This window comes from Streptomyces polygonati (assembly GCF_042650325.1).
Classification (GTDB): domain Bacteria; phylum Actinomycetota; class Actinomycetes; order Streptomycetales; family Streptomycetaceae; genus Actinacidiphila; species Actinacidiphila polygonati.
On sequence record NZ_JBHSBB010000014.1, the window covers coordinates 605,539 to 629,742 of the forward strand.

Consider the following 24,204-nt stretch of genomic DNA (forward strand, 5'->3'; position numbering starts at 1 on the left):
CGATGGCCATCCACGCCTCGACCGCCGTCAACAACCTGCTGTTCGTGCTGATCGGCGAACGGATGATCCAGGCGGACGAGGACATGGCGTACGCCAGCAGGCTGCCGTACCAGCGGCTGGGCCGGCGGGTCAGTGAACTCACCGACCTCATCGAGACGTCCGTGGTCTCGGTCGGCCGCTCCCTGCCGCCGCAGGTCGGCCAGAACTACGTACGCTCCATGCGGCTGTTCGTCGACAACGGCGGCACCAACTACCTGCGCGAGTTCGCCGACCAGCTCGACACCATCGCCCAGGGCAGGGTGCAGACCTCGTCGCAGATCACCGAGTCCAAGTGGCAGATCATCGCCGAGGTCGTCCGGCTGCTGATCGAACTCGCCATCGCCACCATCCTGTCGATCTTCACCGGCGGCGCCAGCGAGACGCAGGTGGCCACGGCCAAGGCCCGCAGCCGGGTGGTGGTGCTCACCATCCTGGACACGCTGCTCAGCCGCACCCATGTGCTGCCCACGCTGAGCGAGGCGTTCGAGGAGGCGTTCCAGACCTTCGCCGTCCGGCTCGCGATGATCGCCTTCGGCCCCGACGGACGCCGCCCCAACCACTTCGACTGGGGCCAGATCGCCCAGGACGGCCTCTTCGGCGCGGTCACCGCCCTCTTCCACGGCGCCTTCTCCGACATCACCAAGAACATCGCGAAGTTCTTCGGCAAGGACTTCTTCAACTCGGCGGTCACCAAGGACATCACCCGCGATGTCACCACCAAGGTCACCGACACGGTCAGCGGCAAGATCACCGGCAGCGTCACCAACCCGTCGCGCTTCTCGGTCCGGAACATCACGCGCGATGCCGCCCACGACGGCGGGGACTTCGTGGTCGAGGGCGGCGCGGAGGCGATGGGGGAGTTCGTCACCAGCGGTCTGCTCACCGGCAACTGGTCGACGAGCTGGAGTACGTTCCTCGGCGCGGGCCTCAGCGGTGCGGTGGAGTCGCACCTCCACGAGGGCGCCGAGCACCTCGGCGACGGGATCGGCAAGGGGCTCGGCTTCAAGAACGCCACCGACCTGCCGCCCTCCGAGCGGAACACCACGGAGGACGGCGGCGCGGACGGCCCGGGAGGCGGCGGCACGGGGAGCCGGCACGACGGCGGCTCCCGCGACGTGACGGAGTCGGGCGCCGGGCTGGGTGTCGGTGCGGGTGTGGGTGCGGGTGCGCGGGTGGTTACGGGCGCGGGTACGGGTACGGGCACGGGCGGTGGGAGCGGTGTGCGGGCGGGCGCCGGCGCCGGCGTCGGCCGTGAGAACGGGAGCACAAGCCGCACCGCGCACGGGACCGCCGACGGGTCCTCCTCCGAGGCGAACGGCGACGCGAGTGACGAGCCGAACCCGCAGGACCCGCGGGCCGGTTCCGGACCGGGCACCCCGGATCCGCTCACCGGCCGCCCCACGACGAGCGGCGGCGGCGCCACGCACCCCGCCACCGGGCGCGGCGGGACCAACGGCGACACCGACACCACCCACGCCACCACCCGGGCCACCACCCACGACCGCACCCGCACCGACCCGGACCGCGCCAGCTCGGACGTCCCCACCGAGGGCGCGGACCCGGCGGCCACCGGCCCGGCGTCCCCGCACACCGCCGCTCCGCAGCCGGCGCCCGAGCACAACGGCACCCGGGCCCGCGGCGACGGTACGGAGCAGCACCCGACCGACACGGACGGCGCGACGAACGGCGGCGCCGACGGCGGGCTGGTCCCACCGAGCGCGCCGCACCCTCTTGACGCGCCCCGGCCGCCGGGACCGGGCCCGGCCCCCCGGCTCGACGCGCGGCCGGAGCCGCCGGCGCCCGGCGGACCGCGTCCCCTCCCCCGGGCCACGAGCGACGGCCCGACCCGCGAAACCGGCCCCGACCAGACCCTCCGGGCCCCCGGCCCCGACCTCCCGGCCCCGCTGCCGACCACCGGCGGCGAGCGGGAGCCGACCGCGGCCACGACGGCAACAGCGCCGCCGGAGGAGCCCCTTGCGTCCCCGGCGCCCGGGCCGCTGCGTACGGTCTCCTCGACCGGGGTGACGGAGCCGGACCCGGACGCGGACGCTAGACCGGCCGAAGGTCCCGGGACCGGCGATGCCGCTGCCGCCGTCGAGCCCCTCCCCAGGCGGGAGTTGGCGGCTGAACCCGCTCTCCCGCTGGCGACGGCGAGCCTGTTGAGCAACGGCCCCGCGTCGACGACGAGTTCCTCGCCGCTGCCCGCCGCCCCGCCGCCCACCCGGTTGGTCACCCGTCCCGTCGACCGTTCCGTCGACGCTGCCGTCGGCCGGGAGAACTCCCTGCGGACGCTCACCGGGACCACCGTCCCGGACGACCTGGTCGCGCGGCAGCCGCTGCGGACCGAGGACGGAAGCCAGGAGGCCGGGCGGGGCTCGTACCGGGACGCCGACTGGGCGGTGCGGCAGGGCCGGTTCGGCGCGGTGACGGCCGGGACGACGTACTCCGACCACCGCGCCGACCGGAACGCGCTGGCCGGCGGGCCGCGCGACGTGCCATGGCGGGGCCGGGCCGTGACGTACTTCGCCGGCCACGGGTCGGCGACCCGGGTGACCCTGGCGCTGCGGGACGGGACGACCGCCGAGGTCAGCGGCAGGGAACTGGCCCGGTATCTGGCGCGCGAGGCCGCGCTGGGCCAGCCGGACCGGCCCGTCGTGCTCTACTCCTGCTCCACCGGCGGCAGTCCGGTCCACGGCGGGCTGCCCGTCGCCCAGCACGTGGCCAACCTCAGCGGCCGGACCGTCTACGCGCCGACCACCGACGCCGGCACCGCCCTGGACAGCACCGGCCGGATGCGGCCGGTCCTCTACCCGGACGGCGACGGAAAGCCCGGTGCCTGGCGGACGTTCACCCCGGAGCCGGCCGGCGCCGCACTGGACGCGCTGGCCAGGACCGCCGGACTGCACGAGAGCGACGGCTCCGCCGACCCCTGGACGGCCAACCGGACGCTCCAGCTGGTACGGACCCTGCGCGACACCTACGGGACCGGTGCCGAGGCCGCGCCGGAGCACACGGCGCGGCTGCGGGGCCTGGCGGCGCTGGACGCCCTGCGCTGGAACGGCACCGAGGGCGGCCGACCCCGTTACGCGGACGGCCGGATGACCGCCGAGCTGCTGCGCCGGATGACCCGGGACCTGCTCGGCGCGCCCGGCACCGCCACCCCCGGCCCCGCGCACTTCGACGCGGTCCTGCACGCGGCGGACACCGCCCGTACCGGCGATCCGGGGGCCGCGCTGGACCGGCTCACCGTCACACCACCGGCCGGGTCCGGCCCGCCCGGCACCGCCGGGGCGACCCCCACCCCGGCACCCGCCCCACCGGAGGAAGACGGCGGCACCACGTCGGACGGCCTGCGCGAACACCGGGACTCGGAGGTCGCGGCCAAGGAGCGGCCGGTCGTCGCCACGCTGAACCGGCCCGGCGGGCAGCGGCTGGACGTGCTCAACGTCGCGGGCGACGGCGACTGCCTGTTCACCGCCGTGATCGCGGGGGCGCGCCGCCAACTGCCGGGCTCACCCGTGCGGACGTCCACGATCAGCGAGCTGCGGAACGCGGCGGCCACCGCGTTCGCGGCCCACCGGGATCAGCACCCCGACGAGCACGAGCCCTTCGCCCTGGAAGTCCTGGCCGAGGATCTCGGCGGAGACCAGCTCACCACCCTCTTCGGCGCCGAGGAGTTGCCGGAGCTCAGCGAGGCGGACCAGGCCGCCGTCGTGGAGACGCTGGTCAACACCGCCTTGCGCAGGCGCCTGTTGCGCCAGCCCCTCCCGGCGCGGGACCGGGCGGCCGTCGCCGACCTGCCGGTGTCCGTCGTCCGTGAGCTGTTCCCCGAACTCATCGCCGCCGCCCGGGCCGATGTCGACTACCCGGCCGTCATGAGCGCCTTCCTGCGGCGGCGGCAGCAGAACCTCGCCGCCCAGCAGCGGACCCGCCTCGTCGACGAGCTGAACCGGCCAGGCCGGGACGCCGACGAACTGTGGCGGCGGTTGCTGGAGACGGCGTACCCGCGCTGGGCCCGGCCCGGCGTCGGCCGAGGGCCCGAGCTGTCGGCGGTGCGGGGCCGGCGCGTGGGCGAGATGGTGACCAACGCGCTGCGGGACAGCTCCTATTGGGTCACCCCCTTCTACGACCGTGTCCCGGACGCGCTGGCCCTGCACCTCGGAGTGAACATCACGGTCGTCGACCAGCTCCGCGGCGCGGACTACGCACTCAACGAGGGCGCGCGGGACACCCTTTACGTGCACTACAACGGCCGCGACCACTATTCGGCGGTGGATGTCGTCACCCGCGCCACCGCGGTCACTCCCACCCCGAACGCGCCCGACCTTGCGACGCCGCCCGCCGACCCGCGCGGCCGGCGACTCGTCGACCTCGTCCGCAGGCTCTCGCCGAACTCCAGCGAGGGGTATGTGGCGTCCCTGAGCGGCATTTCCCCCGCCACGCTGACCTGGCTGACCGACCCGGCCTCCCGGGTGAAGGCAGGGGGTGAGCCGTCGAAGGACGGCTCCAAGGACGGCTCGAAAGAGGGTCCCGCGAAGGGCGCGAAGGGTGAGAAGGGCGAAGGCTCCAAGGACGGGGCGGCGAAGAACACCCCGCCGAAGAACACCCCGCCGAAGGACACCCCACCGAAAGACACCTCACCCAAGGACACCCCGCCCAAGCCCGCCGAAAAGCCCGCCAAACGCGTCCACTTCGCCGACCTCCCCACCCGCGTCGAGGACGAACTCGACATCCACCGCCCGCCGCGGATGGACCGCTCGCTGCGCCCGCCGCCCGCCGCCGGCGCCTCCGTGGTCTTCAACGACGGCAGCCGGCTGCCCTCCTACCTGACCGGCGACGACACCGGCACCCTGGACGGTTTCAGCTACGGACACAGCGAAGTGACGTTGCGCGGCCGGGCGTTGGTGGTCCGGGAGGTCGCCGACCGGACATCGGCGCCGACGGAGATCCAGCAGCACCTGTCCCGCGCGCTGCGCACCCGGCCCGAGTCCTTCCACGGCGACGGCTACTCCTCACCGCCCTTCACCGACACCGCCGGCAACATCCGGGTGCTGCGGGTGCGGACCCGGCCGCACGGACGCTGGCAGCGCTTCACCGACGACAGCGTGCACCCGGTCAAGGTCGAGGCGGGGCACCGCAGTCAGACCACCGCCGGGTCCTCGATGACGGCCGGCCAGTCGCGCCAGGCGGGCGTCAACGTACCGATCGGACCGCCCTCGGGCGTGGCCGGCTACGGCAGGGTGGGTGGCGCGGCCGGCCGGACGCGCACCTATGAGTACAACCTGCAGAACCAGACCCAGACGCAGGTCGAGACGCGGATGGGCGACGGCTCCCATCTGCACCTTGACGACGTGCAGTACGACGTGTGGATGGAGGGGCTGCCCGGCAGGAGGCCCGCCGGGCAGCTGCACCGGCCGTTCACCGACGGCGAGTCCCACTTCGCCTTCGCCGTGCGCAATGGCCTGACCGCGCGGCTCGCGGACAGCGAGACCAAGCCGGGCACCCCCGGCCGGGCGCCCGAGCGCCTGTCGATGGGGCCGCAGACCGACTACCGGCTGGTGCACACCGAGGGGTACGGCCCGGTGGCCGGCATCCGGGCGTGGGCGCTGAAGCGGGCCGGGGCGGAGCCCGGGAGTACCGCCCACGCCGAGATCTCCGGCTTCTTCACCTCCGAGAGCTTCGGGCGGATGGCGGAGCGGCTGCACCGCGGCAAGGTGCCGACCCGGCAGCTGCTGAAGGAGGACGCCGGCCGGACCCCGCTCGGCGCCTTCGTGGTGGAGCGGGTGGAGCCCGGCGCGGCCGTGCTGCTGACCGAGACCACCGCGGCGGAGATGCGCAACACCCTCCAGCAGACGGTCCGCGGCGAGCGCACCCTGACCACCACCTACAGCCAGGAGATCAGCGCCTCCGCCGGGCCGAGCTTCGAGATGTTCGGCCCGAACTTCCCGATCACCCTGCGCGGTCTGATCGGTGTGTCGGGCCGCTATCTGCACAGCGTCGCGCACGGCACGGTGCTCGGCGGCGCGGGCGGCCGGAAGATCGTCGGCCGGGCCAAGAAGGTGCCGACCGACCTGTATCTGGTCCGCAAGAAGGTCTGGGTGCGGATGACCGGGGACGCCGAGGCCCGGGAGTTCGACACCTGGAGCCTGGACCGGATGACCCGGACCGAGGCACGCCGCCACGCGGGCTGGGACGACGGCACGGCGCTGCGCAAGCAGGGCGTGCCGCCCAACGCCCCGGATTATCTGACCCCCGACCGCCCCGCGGTCCTCGGGATGGCCCGCCCCGAGGCGTTCACCTACGAGGACGGGTCCCGGGTCAAGACGGCGGCCTCCGGCGGCGGCCCGAAAGGCGGTGAACCCCGCACGCTGCTCGACGAGTTCACCGACCAGGTGATCCGCGCCGCGGCGGCCCGCCACCCCGACATGATCGCGCCGCTGGAGGAGCTCGGCGACGCGAACAACCCGCGCTGGCGCGACCCCGAACTGCGCAGGATCGCGCTGCAGAACGTGCTCAACATCGTCAACACCCTGGCCCACCACAGCATGGCGGGAAACCTCGAAGGGACGATGACCACCGGGCTGCGCATCAACCTCACCGGGCCGGGCCTCCTCCGGCGCGCGCACCGCTGGATCTGGGTCGACGCGCGCCTGACCGAGCGGCGCTACGAGGGCACGCAGAACGACCTCATCCTGCGCTCGGGCGCGCCCGGCACCGACCGGCTGGACGGCAGCCAGAACGTGGTGCGCGGCTACGACGCCGGTTTCGACGTGAGCGTGTCCGTCCGCGACAGCCACCGCGACGCCGCCCAGGCGCCGCTGCACCTCGGCACCGTCCAGGCGGGTCCGCGCTGGGGCCGGCAGCGGGCGCGGCGTACCGGTTACGGCTCCACCGCCTCGTTCGAGCCGCTGACCATCAGCGCCGCGCCGTCCCATCTGCACAGCTACAAGCTGGAGTTGACCGCGCAGCTGGGCGGCTACTCGCGGCCCCGGAACCTGTGGCGGGGACTGGCCACGCTCGGCCTGCTCGGGACCGGTCTCTTCGTCCGGCCCGAGCCGGCCGCCGATCTGATCGGGGGGTCCGCCGGGACCCCGGTGACCGGCCGGGTGGTGCTGGCGGTGCCCGACGAGCACACCCCGGACAGCCCGGCGCCGCACCCCCGCCCCGTCCCGCCGCGCACCCGGCTCGACGCCGGGTGGGTCCGGGCGCTGGCCCGGGGCAAGACCGGCGGGGCGAACGAGGACCATCCGCCCGACGTCTTCGGCGACCAGCCGGTGGCCACCCTCAGTGTCGGCGGCCACCCGGAGCTGCGGGAGATCGCCGAAGAGGTGATGGCCGACGCCTCCGGTTCCTCCTGGCACTTCGCGCAGAGCGGCGCCCCGGCCCACGACGCGATGCTGCGTCCCCTGGAACCGCCGTATCTGACCGCCGACTTCGACCAGGCGTCGGGACCGGCCGGTACCCGGATCGCCGGGCTCTTCGGCAAGGGCCCCTACCGCAACCGGCTCGGCGCCCTGGTCCACCGGATGCGCGTCCGCGACCCGCGGGTGGCCTCCCCGGCGGTCAAGATCGAGACCGAGCAGCCCCTCGGGTCCGACACCCAGGCGTCCGGCACCGTCACCACCACCCAGACCTTCACGTTGCAGGGCGGCGCCAGCTACGGCCACTCGCATCCGGTCGGGCCGTCGCTGGCCGGCTCCTACGGACTGCTCGGCCGCTGGGGGCGGGCGCGGGCCACGTCCCAGAACGTGACCCGGACCGTCACCAATGAGATCAACCGGGTCGACGAGGGCTACAAGATGCTGATCGTCGGCGACACCGAGCACGACGTGCTCGGCTCGGTGCGGTCCGAGGGCCTGCTGGCGCCGCTGGCCTCGGTGTTCACCTGGAACCGTGCCAGCTGGGCCGGCCGGCGCATCCGCTTCGCCGCCGACTGGCTCGGCCATCTGCCGGAGAAGGCCGTGCACCGGCTGGACCTGCTCAAGGACGGCCTGGGCGAGGTCCCCCGCTACACCGCGCACGGCTGGAGCCGGCCGCGCTGGCTGCGGGAGAACCCGTTCGGCGCGTATCCGGTCAACACCCTTGACGCCACCGCCGTACTGGCGCGATTCGACGCGCGGCTGCGCGAACAGGGCGTGGACGAGGCCGGCCGGGAGCGGGTGCAGGCGATGGTCACCCCGCGGGTGCTGAAGGCGCTGCGCGGCCAGATGACCTCGACCGGCGCCGCCGGCCGGACCCGGCTCGGCGGCATCGGCCGCCGCAGCGTGCGGATCGGGGGCCGTACGGGCGCGCTGAGGATCGAACTCATCGAGACCGGGACGGTGTTCGACGGCCTGGACCACAGTGTGGTGTTCAAGGACAACCGGGCCGCGAACGAGGTCCGCGACGAGGGTGTCAGCACCGCAGTGACCCAGGCGGTCGGCGTCGGTGTCAACGAGATGGTGCGCACCGGCCAGGAGGTGGTCCGCGGCGCCGGACCGGTCTACGGCGAGTCCGGCAGCAGTACCCGGCAGACCGCCACCACCCGGGGCAGCGCCCGTCTGAAGTCCCACATCTTCTACCCCAACGAGCCGCACGCCGAATTCCTCACCGACTACCGGCTGCGGCTGACGCTGACCGTGGGGGACGACGAGCCGCTGCGGGAGGAGGGCGTGGTGGGCACGCTGCGCGAGCAGGTGCCGCTGAGCCTGGTCACCCCGGAACTCCCGCCGCCCGCCCCGCCCGCTCCGGCCGCGCCTGCCACGACGGCCACCGACGGCACCGCCCCCGCCCCGGCGCCCGCCGCCGACCCGCTCGGCGACCCCGTGGTGGACCCCGGACCCCGCCGGGTCACCCTCTGGGACCGCCGCAGGGTCGACGAGCGGGCGATCGCCGCCTGGCGCACCGCCAAGGGCGGCGCCTTCACCGCGCCGGTCAACGGCTTCCAGGTCCGCAGGATCGCCGGACTGACGCACATCCACGAGGCGACCGACCTGGCCGTGGCCACGTCGTACGGCCACTCCCGCCTCCCGGTCCCCGACCGGGACCGCTCCCTCACCGGCCGGCCGCCGGCCGCGACCGGCGGCCCCGGATCCACCCGGCCCCGTACCGCCGCCGCGCCCGACGGCGCCGCCGGCGCCTCGCCGCTGGACGACGCCCTCGCCCACGCCCGCGACACCGGCCTCACCCGGCCCGGCACCGCCGCCGCGCTCGCCCTGCGCGACGGCACCTCCGACGCCTCGCTGGCCGCGTTCTTCGCCGACAGCAGCGGTACGGACGGCTACGAGGTGGCCGGCCTCACCGAGGACAGCTTCGCCGGCGGCGCCTACGGCGAGCTGCGGCTCTACTCCCGCCCGGACTTCGCGGGCGCGACGCTGCTCACGGTCGCGCCCGACAGCTCGATGGAGAGCGCGGAGCGCACCACCGACAGCAGCGATGTCACCGCCGGCCGCAGCGGCGGCCAGGACTCGGGCCTCGGCGCCCAGCCGGTCATCTACTCCCCCGACGCCGGCTACGCGCTGCCCGGCGGCCAGAGCACCCTGGCCAACGCCACCGACACCAACGCGGTGAAGTACGCCGGCGCCGACGGCTCCCAGCTCGACATCAAGCCCAAGACCGGCCGGTCCTTCCTCTTCGCGATCCCCACCGACTGGCTGGGCGTCGCCGAGATCGAACGGTCCTTCAAGGACAGCGCGGTGGGCTCCTGGCTCGGCCGCGCCCTCGGGCCGTTCGGCTACGTCAAGCCCGGCCCGCAGGCGGTCGAGACCCGTACCCAGGTCCTCGCCTGGGTGCGCGAGGACGTGGCCCGGCAGCTCGGCCTCATCACGGACGACGGCTTCCCGCCGAGGGTCGCCGACGCCTGGAAGCACAGCGTCGCCGCGAGCAAGGCATGGGTCGAGGCGGACAAGGCGTACTGGAAGAAGCGGCGCGCGGTGCCGGAGCTGCGCGCCCGGCTCGCCGCGAGCGAGGGCGCGCTGACGGAGGCCAGGAAGGCCGCCGGGCTCGACGGCGCGGGCGCGGCGCCGGGCCGCGCCGACGGCGACGCCTCCGATCCGCCGGAGATCCCCGCGCCCGTCGCCCGCGCCCAGGCCGACCGGGAAGCCGCCGAGCAGGCCCACCGCCTCGCCGTCGAGTCGCTCCCGGCGCTGCTCGCGACCGCGGAGGCCGCCGCGGCCACCTTCCACGCGGTGCGGGCCGGCGCCGACCGGCTGACTCGCTGGCACCGGCTGCCGCCCGGGCCGCACGGCCGGGACGCGGTGCCGGAGCCGCCCGCGGTCGACTTCAAGCCCGCGGCGAAGAAGCCGGCCCCTCAACGGGACACATACGCGGGCGGCGCCGGCACCCTGACCGGCCCGGACGGCACCGAGTACGAGCTGCTGGCCGCGCCCGCCGACGGCGACGGCTTCTTCCACGCGCTCGCCGAGGGGCTGGCCCGCACCCCGGACGGCCTGCCCGACGACCTCGACACGACCTCACGGGCCGCCCTCGTCACCGGGCTGCGCGGGCGGCTCGCGACCGCCCTGGACTCCGCCGAGAACGCCGACCTGATCCCCTTCACCGCACCCGACACCACGGACACCTTCAGCGCCCTGGAGGCCGTCGCGGCCGGCGTGCCGCTTCTTGAAGGGTCGCCGGAGCTGCGGGAGTTCGTCGGCTCCGGCGGCCATATGCCGCTGCACCAGGTCCTCGGCGACGGCGAACGCGGCGAGCTGGCGGCGCTCCAGATCCGGCGGCCCGGCGGCACCGACGGTCGCGGCGGCTGGGACCACGGCGCCGCCGACCTGCTCCCGGCGCTGGCGGCCAGGACGTACGGGGTCACGGTCAGCGTGGTCCGCGCGGACGGCTCGTTCCAGGTCTTCGGGCCCGATCCGCTCGGTGACGGCGCCGGGCCCGCCGCCCCGGCCGACGACGAGGCGTCGCGTCCGCACCTGGTGCTGCACGTCAAGGACCGGCACTACGTATTGGCGGTGCCCAAGGGCGACCCCGACCTGCCGGACGACCGCAAGCTGCCCCCGCCCGCCGCCGCCGAAGCCGCCGCGAAACCCGCACCCGCCGGCGCCCGCCCCGCGTACCGCACAGCGCCCTGGGAGGAAGGCGCCGCCGAGCCGGACGCCGACCACTTCGGGCGCGGGCCCGACCCGGCGCGGCTGACCGGCCCGGACGGCGCGGAGTACGAGCTGGTCGAGCCGGCCGGCGACGGCAACGGCTTCTGGGGGGCGGTTCTCGGCGCCGACGCCGACCCGGATCGCCTCGTGAGCGGATACGCGCCGCCCGAAGGCGCCCGGTTGAACCGGACCGCCCCTTTCACCGTGGAAGAGGTCAAGCAGGCCGGCGTCACGCTGAAGGGCGCGGACGCCGACCACTTCCAGGACAGCGGCGGCCTGCTGCCGCCCGGCCTCGCGCTCACCGACCGTCAGGAACGCGCCCTGATCCGCGCCCAGTTGCGTACCGCCCGGCTCTGGGACGGCGCCGCCGAGGCCGCCGCGGTGGCGCTCACCGCCGACCGCCGCCGTATCTCGGTCACCGTCGTCGGCGAGGACGGCACCTTCCGCACCCACCGGCCGGTCACCGGGCCGGCCAGCGCCGACGTGGTGGTCTTCCGCCGCGGCGGCGACTACCTGGCGGCCCGACAGACCCGCCCCGGCCGCCCGCCCGCCGCCCCCGAGGACGACCCGGCGTTCCTGAAACGGAAGGTGCGGCTGGCGGACGTGGAGGGGATGGCGTACGAGGCGGGCGCGGGGGCGACCTGGCAGCTGAACCCCAAGGCGACCGTGGAAATAGGGGAGTTGAAGCTGCCCGCCGCCGACCGCGCCGCGCTGTTCGCCAAGCTGGCGGAGGACCCGAAGGCCAAGAAGCAGAAGAACAAGAAGCAGGGCGGCGACCAGCAGGGCACGAGGCAGAAGGAGCAGAAGGACACGAAGCAGAAGGGCGGCCACAAGGAGCAGGGCCAGCCCGCGGCGAACACCTCCGGGCACGGCAAGCCGCGCGTCCTGTGGCAGCCCGGCTACGCCACCGGCGACCAGTTCGGCATCGCCGCCGCGCTGCTCGGCGACCCCGCGCTCCACGTCGTGCTGGTGGGCGGCTCCGGCAGCGACACACGGGACAAGAGCGACGGCATGGCCCGTTTCTACCGCGAGAGCGGGGTCCCTTCGGGCCGGGTCCATGTCGTCCAGGCGCCGTCGCTGGACAACACCGCGATGAAGGCGGCGGCCCTCACCAAGACCAAGGAGCTGCTGACGGCCGAGGCCGCCGGGCTCAACGACAAGCAGATCGAGACCAGGCTGCTCATCCCGGTCGGCTCCGGCACGACTTGGGTCGCCGAGCGGTTCTCGCCCGAGGTGCGCGGGCTGGTGCGGTCCGGCTGGGGACTGGACGGCGCCCACTTCGGCCCGGAGGACCACCAGCGCGTACAGGACTGGCTGGCCGCGCGCGGGGTGACCGTGACCAAGGGGCGGCGGACCATCGTGGTGTGGTCCCGCTTCAGCGGCAAGCGCGGGGACGTGCATGTCGAGCACGACACCAGCTACCACGGCGTACGGCAGATCCTCGAAGCGCTCAACCAGGCGGGCGCGGACGGCGGTTCAGCGGGCGACGACCCGGCCGCCCGGCCGCTGGTGCTGATCGCCGGCGACCGGCACGCCGACCCCGCGCACGCCGCCAAGTACCCGGAGATGGTGCGGGAGTTGTCCGGGCAGGGGCTCGACGTGCATGATCTCACCGACTTCTGGAACGACGACCCGCAGGGCATCGCGACCTGGGGCGGCGACACCCGGATCGGCCAACTGCGCTTGTACGAGTACCTGCACGCCGCTTCCGGCGACCTGCGCCACCTGGGCTTCCGCAGCGGCAACCTGGAGGCCCTGGCGATGGCCGGCCACACCGTCCGCTACATGGAGGAGCCCGGCAGCGTGGGAGCGCAGCGGATGGAGAAGTGGCACCGCCACAACAACACGGATCACACCCGGCTGGGCGGCCTGGCGCCCGGCTACGAACGGCTCGTGGTCGACTCCCCGCCGACCCGCTCGGGCAAGTTCCTGCGCGATTTCCCCAAGTCACCGGACAAGTCCTTGGAGAAATCAGGAACGGAAAGGGACGAGGCCACCGAGAAAGCCGGCCGCGCCAACACCGCCAAGGGTCACGAACGACCGCCGTGGCTGTTCGGCCGGGGACGGACGGAGCCCAAACCGGCGGATCTCCGCAAGCTCGACAAGGGCTTCACCGCCGACGACCTGACCAAGATCCTCGCCTATTTGCGGAAGGCCGCGCTGTGATGATCCCGCCGGGGGCCCGCCCCCGAACCGAGTCGACCGGGTCGGGACCCGCTGAGCCCACCGGGCCGGCGGGACCCGCCGGGTCGGTCGGGTCGGTCGGTTTCGCTGCGCCGGTCAGGCCGGCTGAAGCCGCCGGAGCTGCCGAGCCCGCAGGGTCGGCCGAGCCGACCGGGTCGGGGTCCGCCGCGCTGGCTGAGCCCGCTGAGCCCGCCGGGTGGGCCGGATCGGCCGGAGCTGCTGAGTTCGGCGGTGCCGCTGAGCCCACCGGGTTGGCCGGTGCCGCTGAGTTCGCCGGAGCCGGCGGCTCGGCTGGGTCTGCCGGAGGCGCCAGGTCCGCTGAGGCCGCTGAGTTCGCCAAAGCTGCCGAGTTCGGCGGGAGGGCCGAGCTGGCCGGGTTGGCCGGAGCCGCTGGCCCCGCCGGCCCCGTCCGGTCCTCCCGGCGCTCGGGGGGAGCCGAGCGCACCGATGCTCCGGAGCCTCCGGACGATGTGCGGGACGCCGCGCGGCTCGCGCCCGATCACTGGCTGGGGGTGGTGGATCCGGCGTGGACGGCCGATGCGGCTCCGCCCGTGTGGGCGGTGGTGGGGGAGTGGCGGTCGGGGCCGACCGGTGAGGTCGAGGAGTGGCAGCCGAACGAGGAGTACCGGCCGTCACCCCGGGCCCTGGGCTGGGCGGCGCCGACCGACCCGGTGGACGCGGCGGTGCAGTCCGCCGTCACCGGGTACGGTCCGCCCGCCGCCGCGCTGCGAGCGCTGGCCGCCGCCGAGGTCACCGTGCTGCGGTCGGCGGACGGCGGGCCGCTCGCGCCGGCCGGGGCCGACGGCCTGCCGGTGGTGCCGGTGTTCTCCGCGGCGCCGCACGAGGTGTTCGCCGGCGGCTTCGCCCACGACACCGTCTCCGTGCTCGCGCTCGCCCGCGACCTGGCGGCGTCCGGCACCCCCATCTGCGTCAATCCCGCGGGCCCGGCACGTCTGGTGGTCACACCTGACGAGGTCCTGGCCGCGGCGGCCCCGGCGGGACCGCCGGCCGGGGCCACCTCCCTCATCACCGATCACCTCAACCCCGGCACTGGAAGGACATCATGACGGTCGCCCGGAACGATCAGGCGGTCACCGCCGCAGCATCCGAAGCCGCTGCCACCGCCGCACCCGCGGCGGCACCGCCCCAGCCCGCGGCGCCTGTCGCCCCGGCTGTCGCTCCGCCGCTCGCCCCGGCCGTCCTGGGCGGGCCCGGCGCCGACGAGGAGCCCGAGGCGGTCGAGGCCGACGCCGAGGCCGCAGCGGACGCCGCCGGAACCGACGCAGCCGCGACCGACGACGACGGACCCGAGGAGACCGACACCGCCACCGACACCGCGGCCGCTACGGCCGCCACCGCCGAGACGGAGACCCGGACCGCCACGGCCACCGCCACCGCGACCGAGGCGCGCCCGGCCGCCGCGCTGCTCGCCCGGCCGGGCCGGCCGACCAAGAAGCTGCTGGCCGGAGCCGCCTTCCTCGGCGCGCTGCTGATCGCCGTGCCGCTGCTGGTGCTGGCCGGTTCCGGCGGGGACGGAGGCGGCCGGTCCAATACGGCCGGGTCCGGCACCTCCGCCGACACCGTCCTCGGCGCCGACAACGGCTCCGGCCCGCCCGGCTCCTTCAACGCGGCGGCGCCCACCCCGGGCCACCCCGCCGCGAGCAGCCCCGCCCACCTGCCCGGCAAGCCGGTCCCGGCCCCGCCCAGCCCCGCGACCGGCGGCCACCCGAAGCCCGCGCTGCCGCCCGCCGCGGGCGGTGCGCCGCCCGCGCAGCCGGCCGGCGGAGCGGCCCGGCCGCCGGCGACGCACGCCGCGACACCGGCCACCCCGCGCAGCCGGGCGACCACCGCGGCTCCGCCGCCCAAGCCGGCCGCCGGCGGCACCGGCACCGGCACCGGCACCGTCGCCACCCACGCCGCGACGACCCCGGTCGTCAAAGGGGTGAGCATCCGCAGCTACTCGGCCGGCCGCTGCCTCGACGTCACCGGCGGCAAGTCCAAGGACGGTACCCCGCTGGACATCTGGGACTGCGACGGCTCCGCCAGCCAGAAGTGGCAGTTCGCCTCGGACGGTTCGGTCCGTTCGATGGGCAAGTGCCTGGACATCGCCGGGGCTTCCACCGATAGCGGCACCGTGATCCAGCTCGCCAACTGCAACGGCGGCTGGGCCCAGCAGTTCAACCTCAACAAGGCCCACGACCTGGTCAACACCGCGATCGGCATGTGCGTCGACGTCAAGGACAAGCTCACCGCCAACGGCACCGGCCTCCAGCTCTGGACCTGCGAGGGCACCTCCAACCAGAAGTGGGCCAGCGCCTGACCCCACGGGTGTCCCGGCCCCCGGCATGACCGGAAACGCCCACATCAAGCGAAAACGCTTGGACGCCGCCCACGCCCGCACGGGACACTGCCGTTCCTGCCCCACCCGTAACACGGGTGCCTCGCCACCCAGCGTGCGGGGGTTCGGACCACGCGGGGTGAGGACGGCATGGGATCACCTGAACGGGGCGGGAGGCCGCCGGGCCGGGGCTCGGTGTTCCTCGCACTGCGGTACTACGGGCGGGAGTTGACCCGGCTGCGCCGGCTGACCGTGCCGGCGATGCTGCTGCCGGCCCTGGGCAACATCGGCATCGGCTACATCGCGCCGCTGGTCGTCGCCAAGCTCGTCGGCCGGATCGCCGGCGACGCCGGCATCGCCGTCGGCCCGGCGCTGCCGTACGTCATCGGCTTCGCCGCCGTCCTGCTGCTCGCCGAGACGTTCTGGCGGCTCGGCCTGCACTGCCTGAACCGCCTCGACGCGCTCGGCATCGAGCACCTGTACGTGATCGGTATGGACGAGCTGTTCGCCAAGGACGCCGCGTTCTTCCACGACAATTTCGCCGGGTCGCTGACCAAGCGGGTGCTGAGCTTCGCGTCCCGTTTCGAGGAGTTCATCGACACGCTGACGTTCTCGGTCGTGGGCAGCTTCGTACCGCTGGCGTTCGGCTCGGTGGTGCTGTGGCAGTACGAACCGCTGCTCGTGGTCGGGCTCTTGACGATGATCGGGCTGACGGCGCTGGGCGTGACGCCCCTCATCCGCCGCCGCCAGGCGCTCGTCGGCCGGCGCGAGGAGGCGATCGCCCGGGTGGCGGGCCATGTCGCGGACAGCCTGCTGAACATCGACACGGTAAGGGCGTTCGCCGCCGAGGAGGCCGAGGCCGCCGAACACCGGTCCCGTGTCGCGGAGTCGCGGCGGCTCACGCTGCGGTCGTGGGACTACGGCAATCTGCGGATCGACACGCTGGTCGCACCGCTGTCCGTGCTGACCAACGCGCTGGGCCTGCTGCTCGCGATCGCGCTCGGCGGCGGCCGGCACGGCGTGGAGGAGGTCGTGGTCGCGTTCACGTACTACACCAACGCGACCCGGGTCATGTTCGAGTTCAACCAGATCTACCGCCGGCTGGAGAGCTCGATGACGGAGGCCGCGCAGTTCACCGAGCTGCTGCTGAGACCGCCGACCGTGCTCGACCCGGCGCTGCCCGAGCCGCTGCTGTCCCGGAGCGCCGATGTCCGCTTCGAGCGGGTGACCTTCGCCCACAACGGCGCGGAGCCGCTCTTCGAGGATCTCGAACTGGCCGTGCCCAGCGGCGCGAAGATCGGTTTCGTCGGCCGGTCCGGCGGCGGCAAGACCACGCTCACCCGGCTGCTGCTGCGGATGACGGACGTGGACGCCGGCCGGATCCTGATCGGCGGCCAGGACATCAGCCGGCTGCGCCAGGCCGACCTGCGCAGCATGATCGCCTATGTGCCGCAGGACCCGGCGATGTTCCACCGCACCCTGCGGGACAACATCGCCTTCGCCCGGCCGGACGCCACCGCCGCCGAGATCCGCCGCGCGGCCGAGGTCGCGCATGTCACGGAGTTCGCCGACGCGCTGCCGGCCGGCTTCGACACCATGGTGGGCGAACGCGGGGTCAAGCTCTCCGGCGGTCAGCGCCAGCGGGTGGCGCTGGCCCGGGCCGTGCTGCGCGACGCGCCGATCCTGCTGCTCGACGAGGCGACCAGCGCGCTGGACTCGGAGAGCGAGATCCTCGTCCAGCAGGCGCTGTGGCGGCTGATGGAGGGGCGGACCGCGCTGGTGGTCGCGCACCGGCTGAGCACGGTGGCCAGCATGGACCGGCTGGTGGTCCTCGACCGGGGCCGGATCGTCGAGCAGGGCACCCACCGGCAGCTGCTCGCGTCGGACGGCGCCTACGCGAAACTCTGGCAGCACCAGTCGGGCGGCTTCCTCGACGGCACCGAGGGCGCTCAGGGCGTGGAAAGCCCGGTCAAGGGCCCGTGATCCGCGCCTCCGCCGGGCCCGCCCACTGCGGTGGACGGCCCGACGGCGCTCGGCGGGTCAGCGCACGTGGATCGTCACCGTGACGGTCTTGAGGACCGCCGGCAGCTTCGTGGTGTCGACCTTCAGGATCTCGCCGTTGTCGCTCCGGCCGGTGGGCGGCAGCACCTTCTGGTGCACGGTCCACTTCCCGTCGGGGTCGACCGCGATGGTGTCGATGGCGAAGTCGTCGTCGTTGGACAGGTACACCGTCTTGCCCGCGTCGGCGGTGGCGACGCCCTCGACCTTGTCGTGCGCGAAGAACGCGCCGGTCGGGTCGAGCTGGCTCACCAGCGTCCCGACGTTCAGGTACGGCTGCTTCTGCGCGACATGCACCCCGGCGCCGGTGAGCGCGGCCAGCGCGGCGTTGGTGCCGTCCGTACCGACGAAGGCCTCGGGCGACTTGCCGCCGACGGTCAGACCGCTGACGTCGGTGGCGCCATTGGTGTCGACCTCGTAGAGCGTCTTCTGGGCGAACGGCTCGAAGTTGCCGTCGCGCTCGTCGACGAGGAACTTCGTGCTGGACAGCGCGGTGATCTCGCTGTTGGCGTCACCCGTGGTCGCCGGGTTGTCCAGCAGGTAGAGGTACTGCTTGGACTGGTAGGTGCGCAGGTTGATCGTGATGATCCGGGTGGGCGAGACGTTGCCGGCCTTGGTGCTGCCGAGGTCCGGCTGCTGCAGCGCGGACTGCATGATGCCCACCAGCGTCGATCCGTCCGGCGTGATCGTCAGGCCTTCCATGCCCTTGTTCTTCAGGCGGTCGGCGAACTCGGCCGGCAGGTAGCCGAGGATCTTGTGGTACGCGTTGTCCGGGCTGTTCTTGTACGGGGTGAGCCGGCCCAGCTCGTAGCCGTTCGCGTCGAAGTGCGTGATGTACGGGCCGTATTCGTCGGAGACCCAGAAGGTGCCGTCGGGCTGCGCCACCAGGCCCTCGGAGTCGTAGCCGTACGGGTCCTTGGCGACGGGCGTCGGCGTACCGCCGTTGGCGTTCGTCGCGGCGACGTCGTCGATCACCTCGCTGGTGTCGTGCGGCGGGCGGCCGCTGTAGTTCACGCCGCCGAGGCTCTTCGGTCCCTTGAGCGTGACCTTCTTGAGCAGTTCGGCCTTGCCGCCCACCAGCTTGAACTCACCGATCTCCGGCGTGAAGTCGGTGACCATCTCGGACTTGTTGCCGTCGGGGGCGTCGGCGTTCGGGCCGCGGTCGGTGAGGCCGTAGAAGTAGCCCGACTTGCCCGGTACCGGGGCGAGCGAGGAGCCGAAGCCCTCACCGGAGATCTCCGTGGTGGTGCCGCCCGGGCCGGCCACCTTCCCGAGCGGGGGCAGCGGGGCGCCGTTCGCCTGGGTGTCCTTGAACAGCTGTACGGCGTCGGTCGTCGTGTAGGTGAAGGTGTCCGTGCCCTTGAAGCCGGCCTTCGGGGTGTAGGTGAACGTGCCGTCCGCGTTGACCGTCGCGGTGCCGTCGGACGGGTCGGTGTGCCGTACGACCGCGGTCGCGCCGGAGTCGTTCCGCAGCACATCGCCGGTCACCGTGCCGTGCCCGGAGAAGGAGTCGGCGGTCGCGCCGAAGTCGTGCGAGGGGGCCGAGAGCCAGCCGTGGGCCTGGGCGGCGGCGGTGCCCGCGCCCACCACCGCGACGGTGGCACCGATCGCGACGGCGATCCGGGTGCGCTTGCGGGAGAAGGGTCGTGAAGTCATGCCTCTGAACCTGTCTCTCACGGGTGAACTTCGCGTCGATCCCGGGTGAACCCTCGGTTCACAAAGCACCGGCTCTTCGTTTGCTCTCGACTTTCGGCGTCTTCATTGGTAAGCGTGGGGTCGCTGGGATGGGTGATGGCGGGGAGCTGTCCCGGGCGCGGCGACCGGGCGCCCGCCCCCGGCCCGCGCGGTGCCGCGGGCCGGGACGATTCCGGGCCGTATGTCCGTCTGCCTGGCCTTACTTCTTGCGGCTGCGGCGCTTGACGGTCGTCCGGCGGACCAGCAGCTGGACTTCCCAGGCCATGGACAGGACGCCTACCGTTATCCAGATCACCTTGAAAGCGGTCTGGGTGTCGGAGCTTTTCGCAATGGAGATCATGCCGCTTATGAGCAGCACGGCCGCCACGCATTGACGCGCCGTAATAGCGCCCTGTGATTCGCTCTTCAATTTACATCAACCTTGTTGTCGTGGCTAAATAGCTGGAATCGTAGCCGACGGATCAGGATGCCGATGGGGGTCGGCCGCGGGTCGCCGGGACGCGGTGGGCGCGTAGGGTGCCGGGATGATCGCGATACCGGAGGCGTTCGCGCGGAGCACCGTCGAGCGCGAGGGAGAGCGCGGGGCCGCGTGGCTCGCCGAGCTGCCCGCCGTCGTGGACGGCCTGATGGAGCGCTGGGGATGCGTGCCGGACGGCCGGGTCACCCACGGGGCTGTCGGCGTCGTCGTCCCGGTGCTGCGGCGGTCCGCCGAGGGCGCCGCCGTGCTGAAGGTGTCCTTCCCGCACCCGGGCAACGTCCATGAGCCCGAGGCCTTCGCGGCCTGGGAGGGGCGCGGCGCCGTCCGGTTGTACGAACGCGCCGACGACCGTTTCGCGATGCTGCTGGAACGGGCCGGGACATCGACCCTGGCGGAGGTCGAGGACGCCGACGAGGTCGCGGCCGTCGCGGGTCGGCTCAATCACCGGCTGGCCGTCCCCGCGCCGCCCCATCTACCCAGGCTGGCAGACCAGGCCGACGCCTGGGAGGCGCAACTCCGCAAGGACGCGGCGGAGTTGCCGCACCCCCTCTCGCCCCGCACGGTGGCCGCCGCGCTGGCCACCGTCCGCGAGCTGGGCCGCCTCCAGCCGGACACCCTCGTCCACGGCGACCTCCACCCCGGCAACATCCTGCCCGCCGACCGCGAACCCTGGCTGGCCGTCGACCCCAAGGGCTGTGCCGGAGACCCCGCCTACGACGCCGGCACCCTGCTCAAGTCCCGCGCCCCGGCCCTGCTGCGGGCCGGTGACTTCCCCGCCGCCGTCCACCGCACCCTGCGCGTCTTCCCCGCCGCCGCCGACCTCGACCCCGCCCGCACCTACCGCTAGGGTCTGTCGTTCGGATCTCCGCGGCGTCGCGGCGCCCGGCACGCACATCTGCCGCGTTCTCGTCGGTCGACGACGCTCCGCGTCGCCTCCCTCCTCCGCCTTGCAGCTGCACGCACCGGACACCGCTCCTCCACCCACGGAGATCCAAACGACAGACCCTGGGCCCACCTCCAAGCCGTCCAGACCGCCTTCTGGCACCGCCGCCACCTCGGCGGCGGCCCCCACCCGGACCCCCTCGTCCCATGCGCCGACCACCTGGCCGCACTGCTCACGGAGCACCTGTAGGCCCGCCCGGCGGGGGCGCCGCGCCGAAGAGGGCGCGCAGGGTGACCAGGCGGTTGGCGCGGACGTGGGCGAGGGCCTGGGCGCGGGCCCGGGCCGGGTCGCGGGAGGCGACGGCCGCGGCCAGTTCGCGGTGTTCCGCGAGGAGTTGGGGCCAGGCGTCGTTCTGCCGGGTCAGCCAGCGCAGCCGGCCCTCGACCGGCTCCAGGGCGGCGGTGAGCAGGGAGTTGCCCGCCATCGCCAGGACACGATCGTGGAAGTGGGTGTTGAGTTCGACGATCTTCTCGGCGTCCAGCGCGGCGGTGGCCCGGGCCGCCCGCCCGAGGATGTCGGTGAGTTCGGCGAGGTCGGCGGCGCTGGCCCGCTCCGCGGCGAGGCCGGCGGCGTAGACCTCCAGGGCCTCGCGCAGCTCGAAGAGTTCCTCGACGTCGGCGCGTGCCAGCCGTCGTACCGCCAGCCGCCGGGGTGATTCCGCCACCACGAAACCCTCGGCGACCAGCGCCCTGATCGCCTCGCGGACCGGCACCCGGGAGACGTCGAAGCGCTCGGCGAGGTCCCGCTCGACCAGCCGGTCGCCGGGGCGCAGTTCGCCGGCCACGATGGCGCGGCGCAGCTCGGCGAGTACGCGTTCACGCGCCGCGCCCAGTGAACCCCCGGGTCGCCCCGCCCCCATCCGCACACTCCCTGGTCGGCGCCCCGCCCGAGGCGTGACCAGCCTATCCGGGCCGCCGGGCGGTATCGCGCCCCGCACCTCGGCCGGCGAGGCCCCGGGACGCGTAACACGCTTGTTGCGTGCACGACACCCCAGTAGTCCTCCGGCGGGCAATCCTGAGCGACACGGTTTTGGTATACCAAAGCCGCGTCGGCTGGTACTCCTCCCCCGTTTCCCGCTCACCCCGCGGAGGTACTCGTGTCCGTCACCGACCTCACCGACCCGCCCGGCGCCGGTCTGCCCGGCTCGCCCGACCCCCGGCTCACCAACGAAGACCTCGCGCCGGCCACCCGGCGCAACTGGCACTCCTTCGACCTGTTCGCCATGTGGATGTCCGACGTGCACAACCTCGGCAACTACACCTTCGCCGCGGGCCTGCTCGTGCTGGGCCTCAGCGCGTGGCAGATCTTCTCCTCGCTGCTCGTCGGCTTCGCCGTCATCTTCGTCGGGATGAATCTGATGGGCCGGATCGGCCAGCGCACCGGGGTGCCGTTCCCGGTCGTGGCGCGGATCAGCTTCGGCGTCTGGGGCGCGAACATCCCCGCGCTGATCCGGGCCGTGATCGCCATCATGTGGTATGGCATCCAGACCTATCTGGCCTCCGTCGCCATCGACGTACTGCTGCTCACCGCCCGGCCGGGGCTGGCCGGTTGGACGCACCACAGCTTCCTCGGGCTGAACGCGCTCGGCTGGGCGTCGTTCCTGGCCCTGTGGGTGGTGCAGGCGCTGATCATCAGCCGGGGTATGGAGTCGGTCCGCCGCTTCCAGGACTTCTGCGGTCCGGCGATCTGGGTGGTGATGATCGCCCTGGCGGTGTGGATCCTGGCCAAGGCCCACTGGAGCATCCCGCTCACCCGCACCCCGCATCCGGTGTCCACCGCCGAGCAGGTCCGCCAGTGGTTCGGCGCGATCGGCCTGATCCTGGCCACCTACGGCACGCTGATGCTGAACTTCTGCGACTTCGCGCGCTTCGCCCCGGACGAACGCACCGTGCGGCGCGGCAACTTCTGGGGGCTGCCGATCAACTCATCGGCGTTCGCGCTGCTTTCGGTGATCGTCACCGCCGGCAGCATCAAGGTCTACGGCTCGGCGATCACCGACCCGGCGCTGCTCATCGCCAAGGTGGGCAACACCGCGGTGCTGGTCGTGGGCGCGCTGACCTTCGCCATCGCCACCATGGGCGTGAACATCGTGGCCAACTTCGTCTCGCCCGCCTACGACCTGGCCAATGTCTGGCCGCAGCGGATCACCTTCCGGGCCGGCGGCCTGATCAGCACGGTGGCGGCGCTGCTGGTGACGCCCTGGAACCTCTACTCCAACCCGAACGTCGTCAACTACTTCCTCGGCGGCCTCGGCGCCTTCCTGGGCCCGCTGTTCGGCATCATCATGGTCGACTACTACCTGGTCAAGGGCGGCCGGATCGACGTCCCCGCACTCTTCGACGCCGGTCCGGACGGCCCGTACCACTACCACAAGGGGGTCAACCTCCGGGCGGTCGGCGCCTTCGTGCCGACGGCGGCGGTCAGTGCCGTCATCGCCCTGGTGCATACGTTCTCGCAGACCGCGCCGTACTCGTGGTTCATCGGGACGGCGAGCGCGGCGGCGCTCTATCTGGCCCTGAACCGCGGCCGGTCGGCCGAGCGGGCGACGGCGGAGGCGGCGCCCCCGGCGGCTACGACGGCGACCCCGGCCGCGGGTTGAGGCCGCGGGCCGTGCGGATCGCAGTGACCAACTGCAACACCACGCCGGCGATGACCGAGCAGATCGTGCGGGGTGCCCGGTCCGCCGCCGGACCGGGCACCCTGATCACCGGCCACACCCCCGACTGGGGGCCCGAATCGGCCGAGGGCTGGCTGGACAGCTATCTGTCCGCGGCGGCCGTGCTGGACCTGCTGCGGCGGCTGGACGGCCCGGTGGACGCGGTGGTGATGGCCGGATTCGGCGAGCACGGGCGCGAGGGCGCCCGCGAACTGCTCGACGTACCCGTGGTCGACATCACCGAGGCGGCCGCCCACCTGGCCTGCCTGCTCGGCCGCAGGTTCGGCGTCGTCACCACGCTGGACCGGACCACCGGGCAGATCCAGGACAGCCTGCACACCGCGGGCGTCGGTCAGAACTGCGCCGCCGTGGTCGGCACCGGGCTGTCCGTCCTGGACCTGGACGAGGACAGCGACCGCACGACGAGCGCGTTCGTCGCCGCGGGCCGCCGGGCCATGGCGGCCGGCGCCGAGGTCCTGGTCCTGGGCTGCGCGGGCATGACCGGGCTGGAGCGCGGCGTGTCGGCCGCGCTGGGCACCCCGGTGGTCGACGGGGTCGGCGCCGCCGTCCGGCTCGCCGAGTCACTCGTGTCGCTCGGCCTGACCACCAGCCGGGTCGGCGGCTACGCCAAACCCCTCCCGAAGCACCGCACCTGGCACCCGCCGGGCGCCGGGTAGGCGGCGCCGCCCGGAGCGGGGGCGGGCGCGGGGCCGCCGGGGAGACCGGCGG

At 73.8% G+C, this 24,204-nt stretch carries 9 protein-coding genes and 1 pseudogene; 7 read left to right on the forward strand and 3 right to left on the reverse strand.

The window, feature by feature from the left end; genetic code table 11:
* The first annotated feature begins 2 nt into the window (after positions 1 to 2).
* The 4 genes from ACFO3J_RS23330 (at position 3) to ACFO3J_RS23345 (ending at position 17,628) form a co-directional block, all read left to right on the forward strand.
* Positions 3 to 13,289, forward strand: coding sequence for a hypothetical protein (locus tag ACFO3J_RS23330; protein WP_386432419.1), 13,287 nt, complete (start codon positions 3 to 5; stop codon positions 13,287 to 13,289).
* A 488-nt stretch (positions 13,290 to 13,777) separates the two neighbouring features.
* Positions 13,778 to 14,374, forward strand: coding sequence for a type VII secretion system-associated protein (locus tag ACFO3J_RS23335; protein WP_386432422.1), 597 nt, complete (start codon positions 13,778 to 13,780; stop codon positions 14,372 to 14,374).
* Positions 14,371 to 15,627, forward strand: a complete 1,257-nt coding sequence (locus tag ACFO3J_RS23340) for a ricin-type beta-trefoil lectin domain protein (RefSeq protein WP_386432425.1) — start codon at positions 14,371 to 14,373, stop codon at positions 15,625 to 15,627. Before ACFO3J_RS23335 ends, ACFO3J_RS23340 begins: the two co-directional genes overlap by 4 nt.
* 168 nt (positions 15,628 to 15,795) lie before the next feature.
* Positions 15,796 to 17,628: an ABC transporter ATP-binding protein gene (locus tag ACFO3J_RS23345; protein WP_386432427.1), complete on the forward strand. Its 1,833-nt coding sequence runs from the start codon at positions 15,796 to 15,798 to the stop codon at positions 17,626 to 17,628.
* 57 nt (positions 17,629 to 17,685) lie between these two features.
* On the opposite strand, the gene ACFO3J_RS23350 is transcribed toward ACFO3J_RS23345, so the two are convergent.
* Together ACFO3J_RS23350 and ACFO3J_RS23355 are read right to left on the reverse strand one after the other, a co-directional pair.
* A complete protein-coding gene (locus ACFO3J_RS23350; protein WP_386432430.1) occupies positions 17,686 to 19,359 on the reverse strand; it encodes an esterase-like activity of phytase family protein in 1,674 nt (557 codons plus the stop codon).
* A 238-nt stretch (positions 19,360 to 19,597) separates the two neighbouring features.
* Positions 19,598 to 19,738 (reverse strand): hypothetical protein, encoded by a 141-nt coding sequence (locus ACFO3J_RS23355; RefSeq protein ID WP_386432433.1) that lies wholly within the window; start codon positions 19,736 to 19,738, stop codon positions 19,598 to 19,600.
* Positions 19,739 to 19,922: 184 nt separating this feature from the next.
* Between ACFO3J_RS23355 and ACFO3J_RS23360 the strand changes: the two are divergent.
* Positions 19,923 to 20,720: pseudogene (locus tag ACFO3J_RS23360) on the forward strand (aminoglycoside phosphotransferase family protein); the annotation flags it as partial.
* Between the two features lie 271 nt (positions 20,721 to 20,991).
* Here ACFO3J_RS23360 and ACFO3J_RS23365 read toward each other — a convergent pair.
* On the reverse strand, positions 20,992 to 21,678 hold the full coding sequence (locus ACFO3J_RS23365; RefSeq protein ID WP_386432436.1) for a GntR family transcriptional regulator: 687 nt from the start codon (positions 21,676 to 21,678) through the stop codon (positions 20,992 to 20,994).
* A 237-nt stretch (positions 21,679 to 21,915) separates the two neighbouring features.
* On the opposite strand from ACFO3J_RS23365, the gene ACFO3J_RS23370 reads away from it, so the two are divergent.
* Together ACFO3J_RS23370 and ACFO3J_RS23375 are read left to right on the forward strand one after the other, a co-directional pair.
* Entirely contained in the window at positions 21,916 to 23,418 is a 1,503-nt protein-coding gene (locus ACFO3J_RS23370; RefSeq protein ID WP_386432439.1) for an NCS1 family nucleobase:cation symporter-1, read from the forward strand.
* An 11-nt stretch (positions 23,419 to 23,429) separates the two neighbouring features.
* Positions 23,430 to 24,152 (forward strand): aspartate/glutamate racemase family protein, encoded by a 723-nt coding sequence (locus ACFO3J_RS23375; protein ID WP_386432442.1) that lies wholly within the window; start codon positions 23,430 to 23,432, stop codon positions 24,150 to 24,152.
* The last annotated feature ends 52 nt before the right edge of the window (positions 24,153 to 24,204 follow it).

Excerpts from the sequence above, each read along its gene's own strand:
- ACFO3J_RS23330 (WP_386432419.1), top strand. The coding sequence starts at position 3 with ATGGCCATCCACGCCTCGACCGCCGTCAACAACCTGCTGTTCGTGCTG.
- ACFO3J_RS23340 (WP_386432425.1), top strand. The coding sequence starts at position 14,371 with ATGACGGTCGCCCGGAACGATCAGGCGGTCACCGCCGCAGCATCCGAA.
- ACFO3J_RS23345 (WP_386432427.1), top strand. The coding sequence starts at position 15,796 with ATGGGATCACCTGAACGGGGCGGGAGGCCGCCGGGCCGGGGCTCGGTG.
- ACFO3J_RS23350 (WP_386432430.1), bottom strand. The coding sequence starts at position 19,359 with ATGACTTCACGACCCTTCTCCCGCAAGCGCACCCGGATCGCCGTCGCG.
- ACFO3J_RS23355 (WP_386432433.1), bottom strand. The coding sequence starts at position 19,738 with ATGATCTCCATTGCGAAAAGCTCCGACACCCAGACCGCTTTCAAGGTG.
- ACFO3J_RS23365 (WP_386432436.1), bottom strand. The coding sequence starts at position 21,678 with ATGGGGGCGGGGCGACCCGGGGGTTCACTGGGCGCGGCGCGTGAACGC.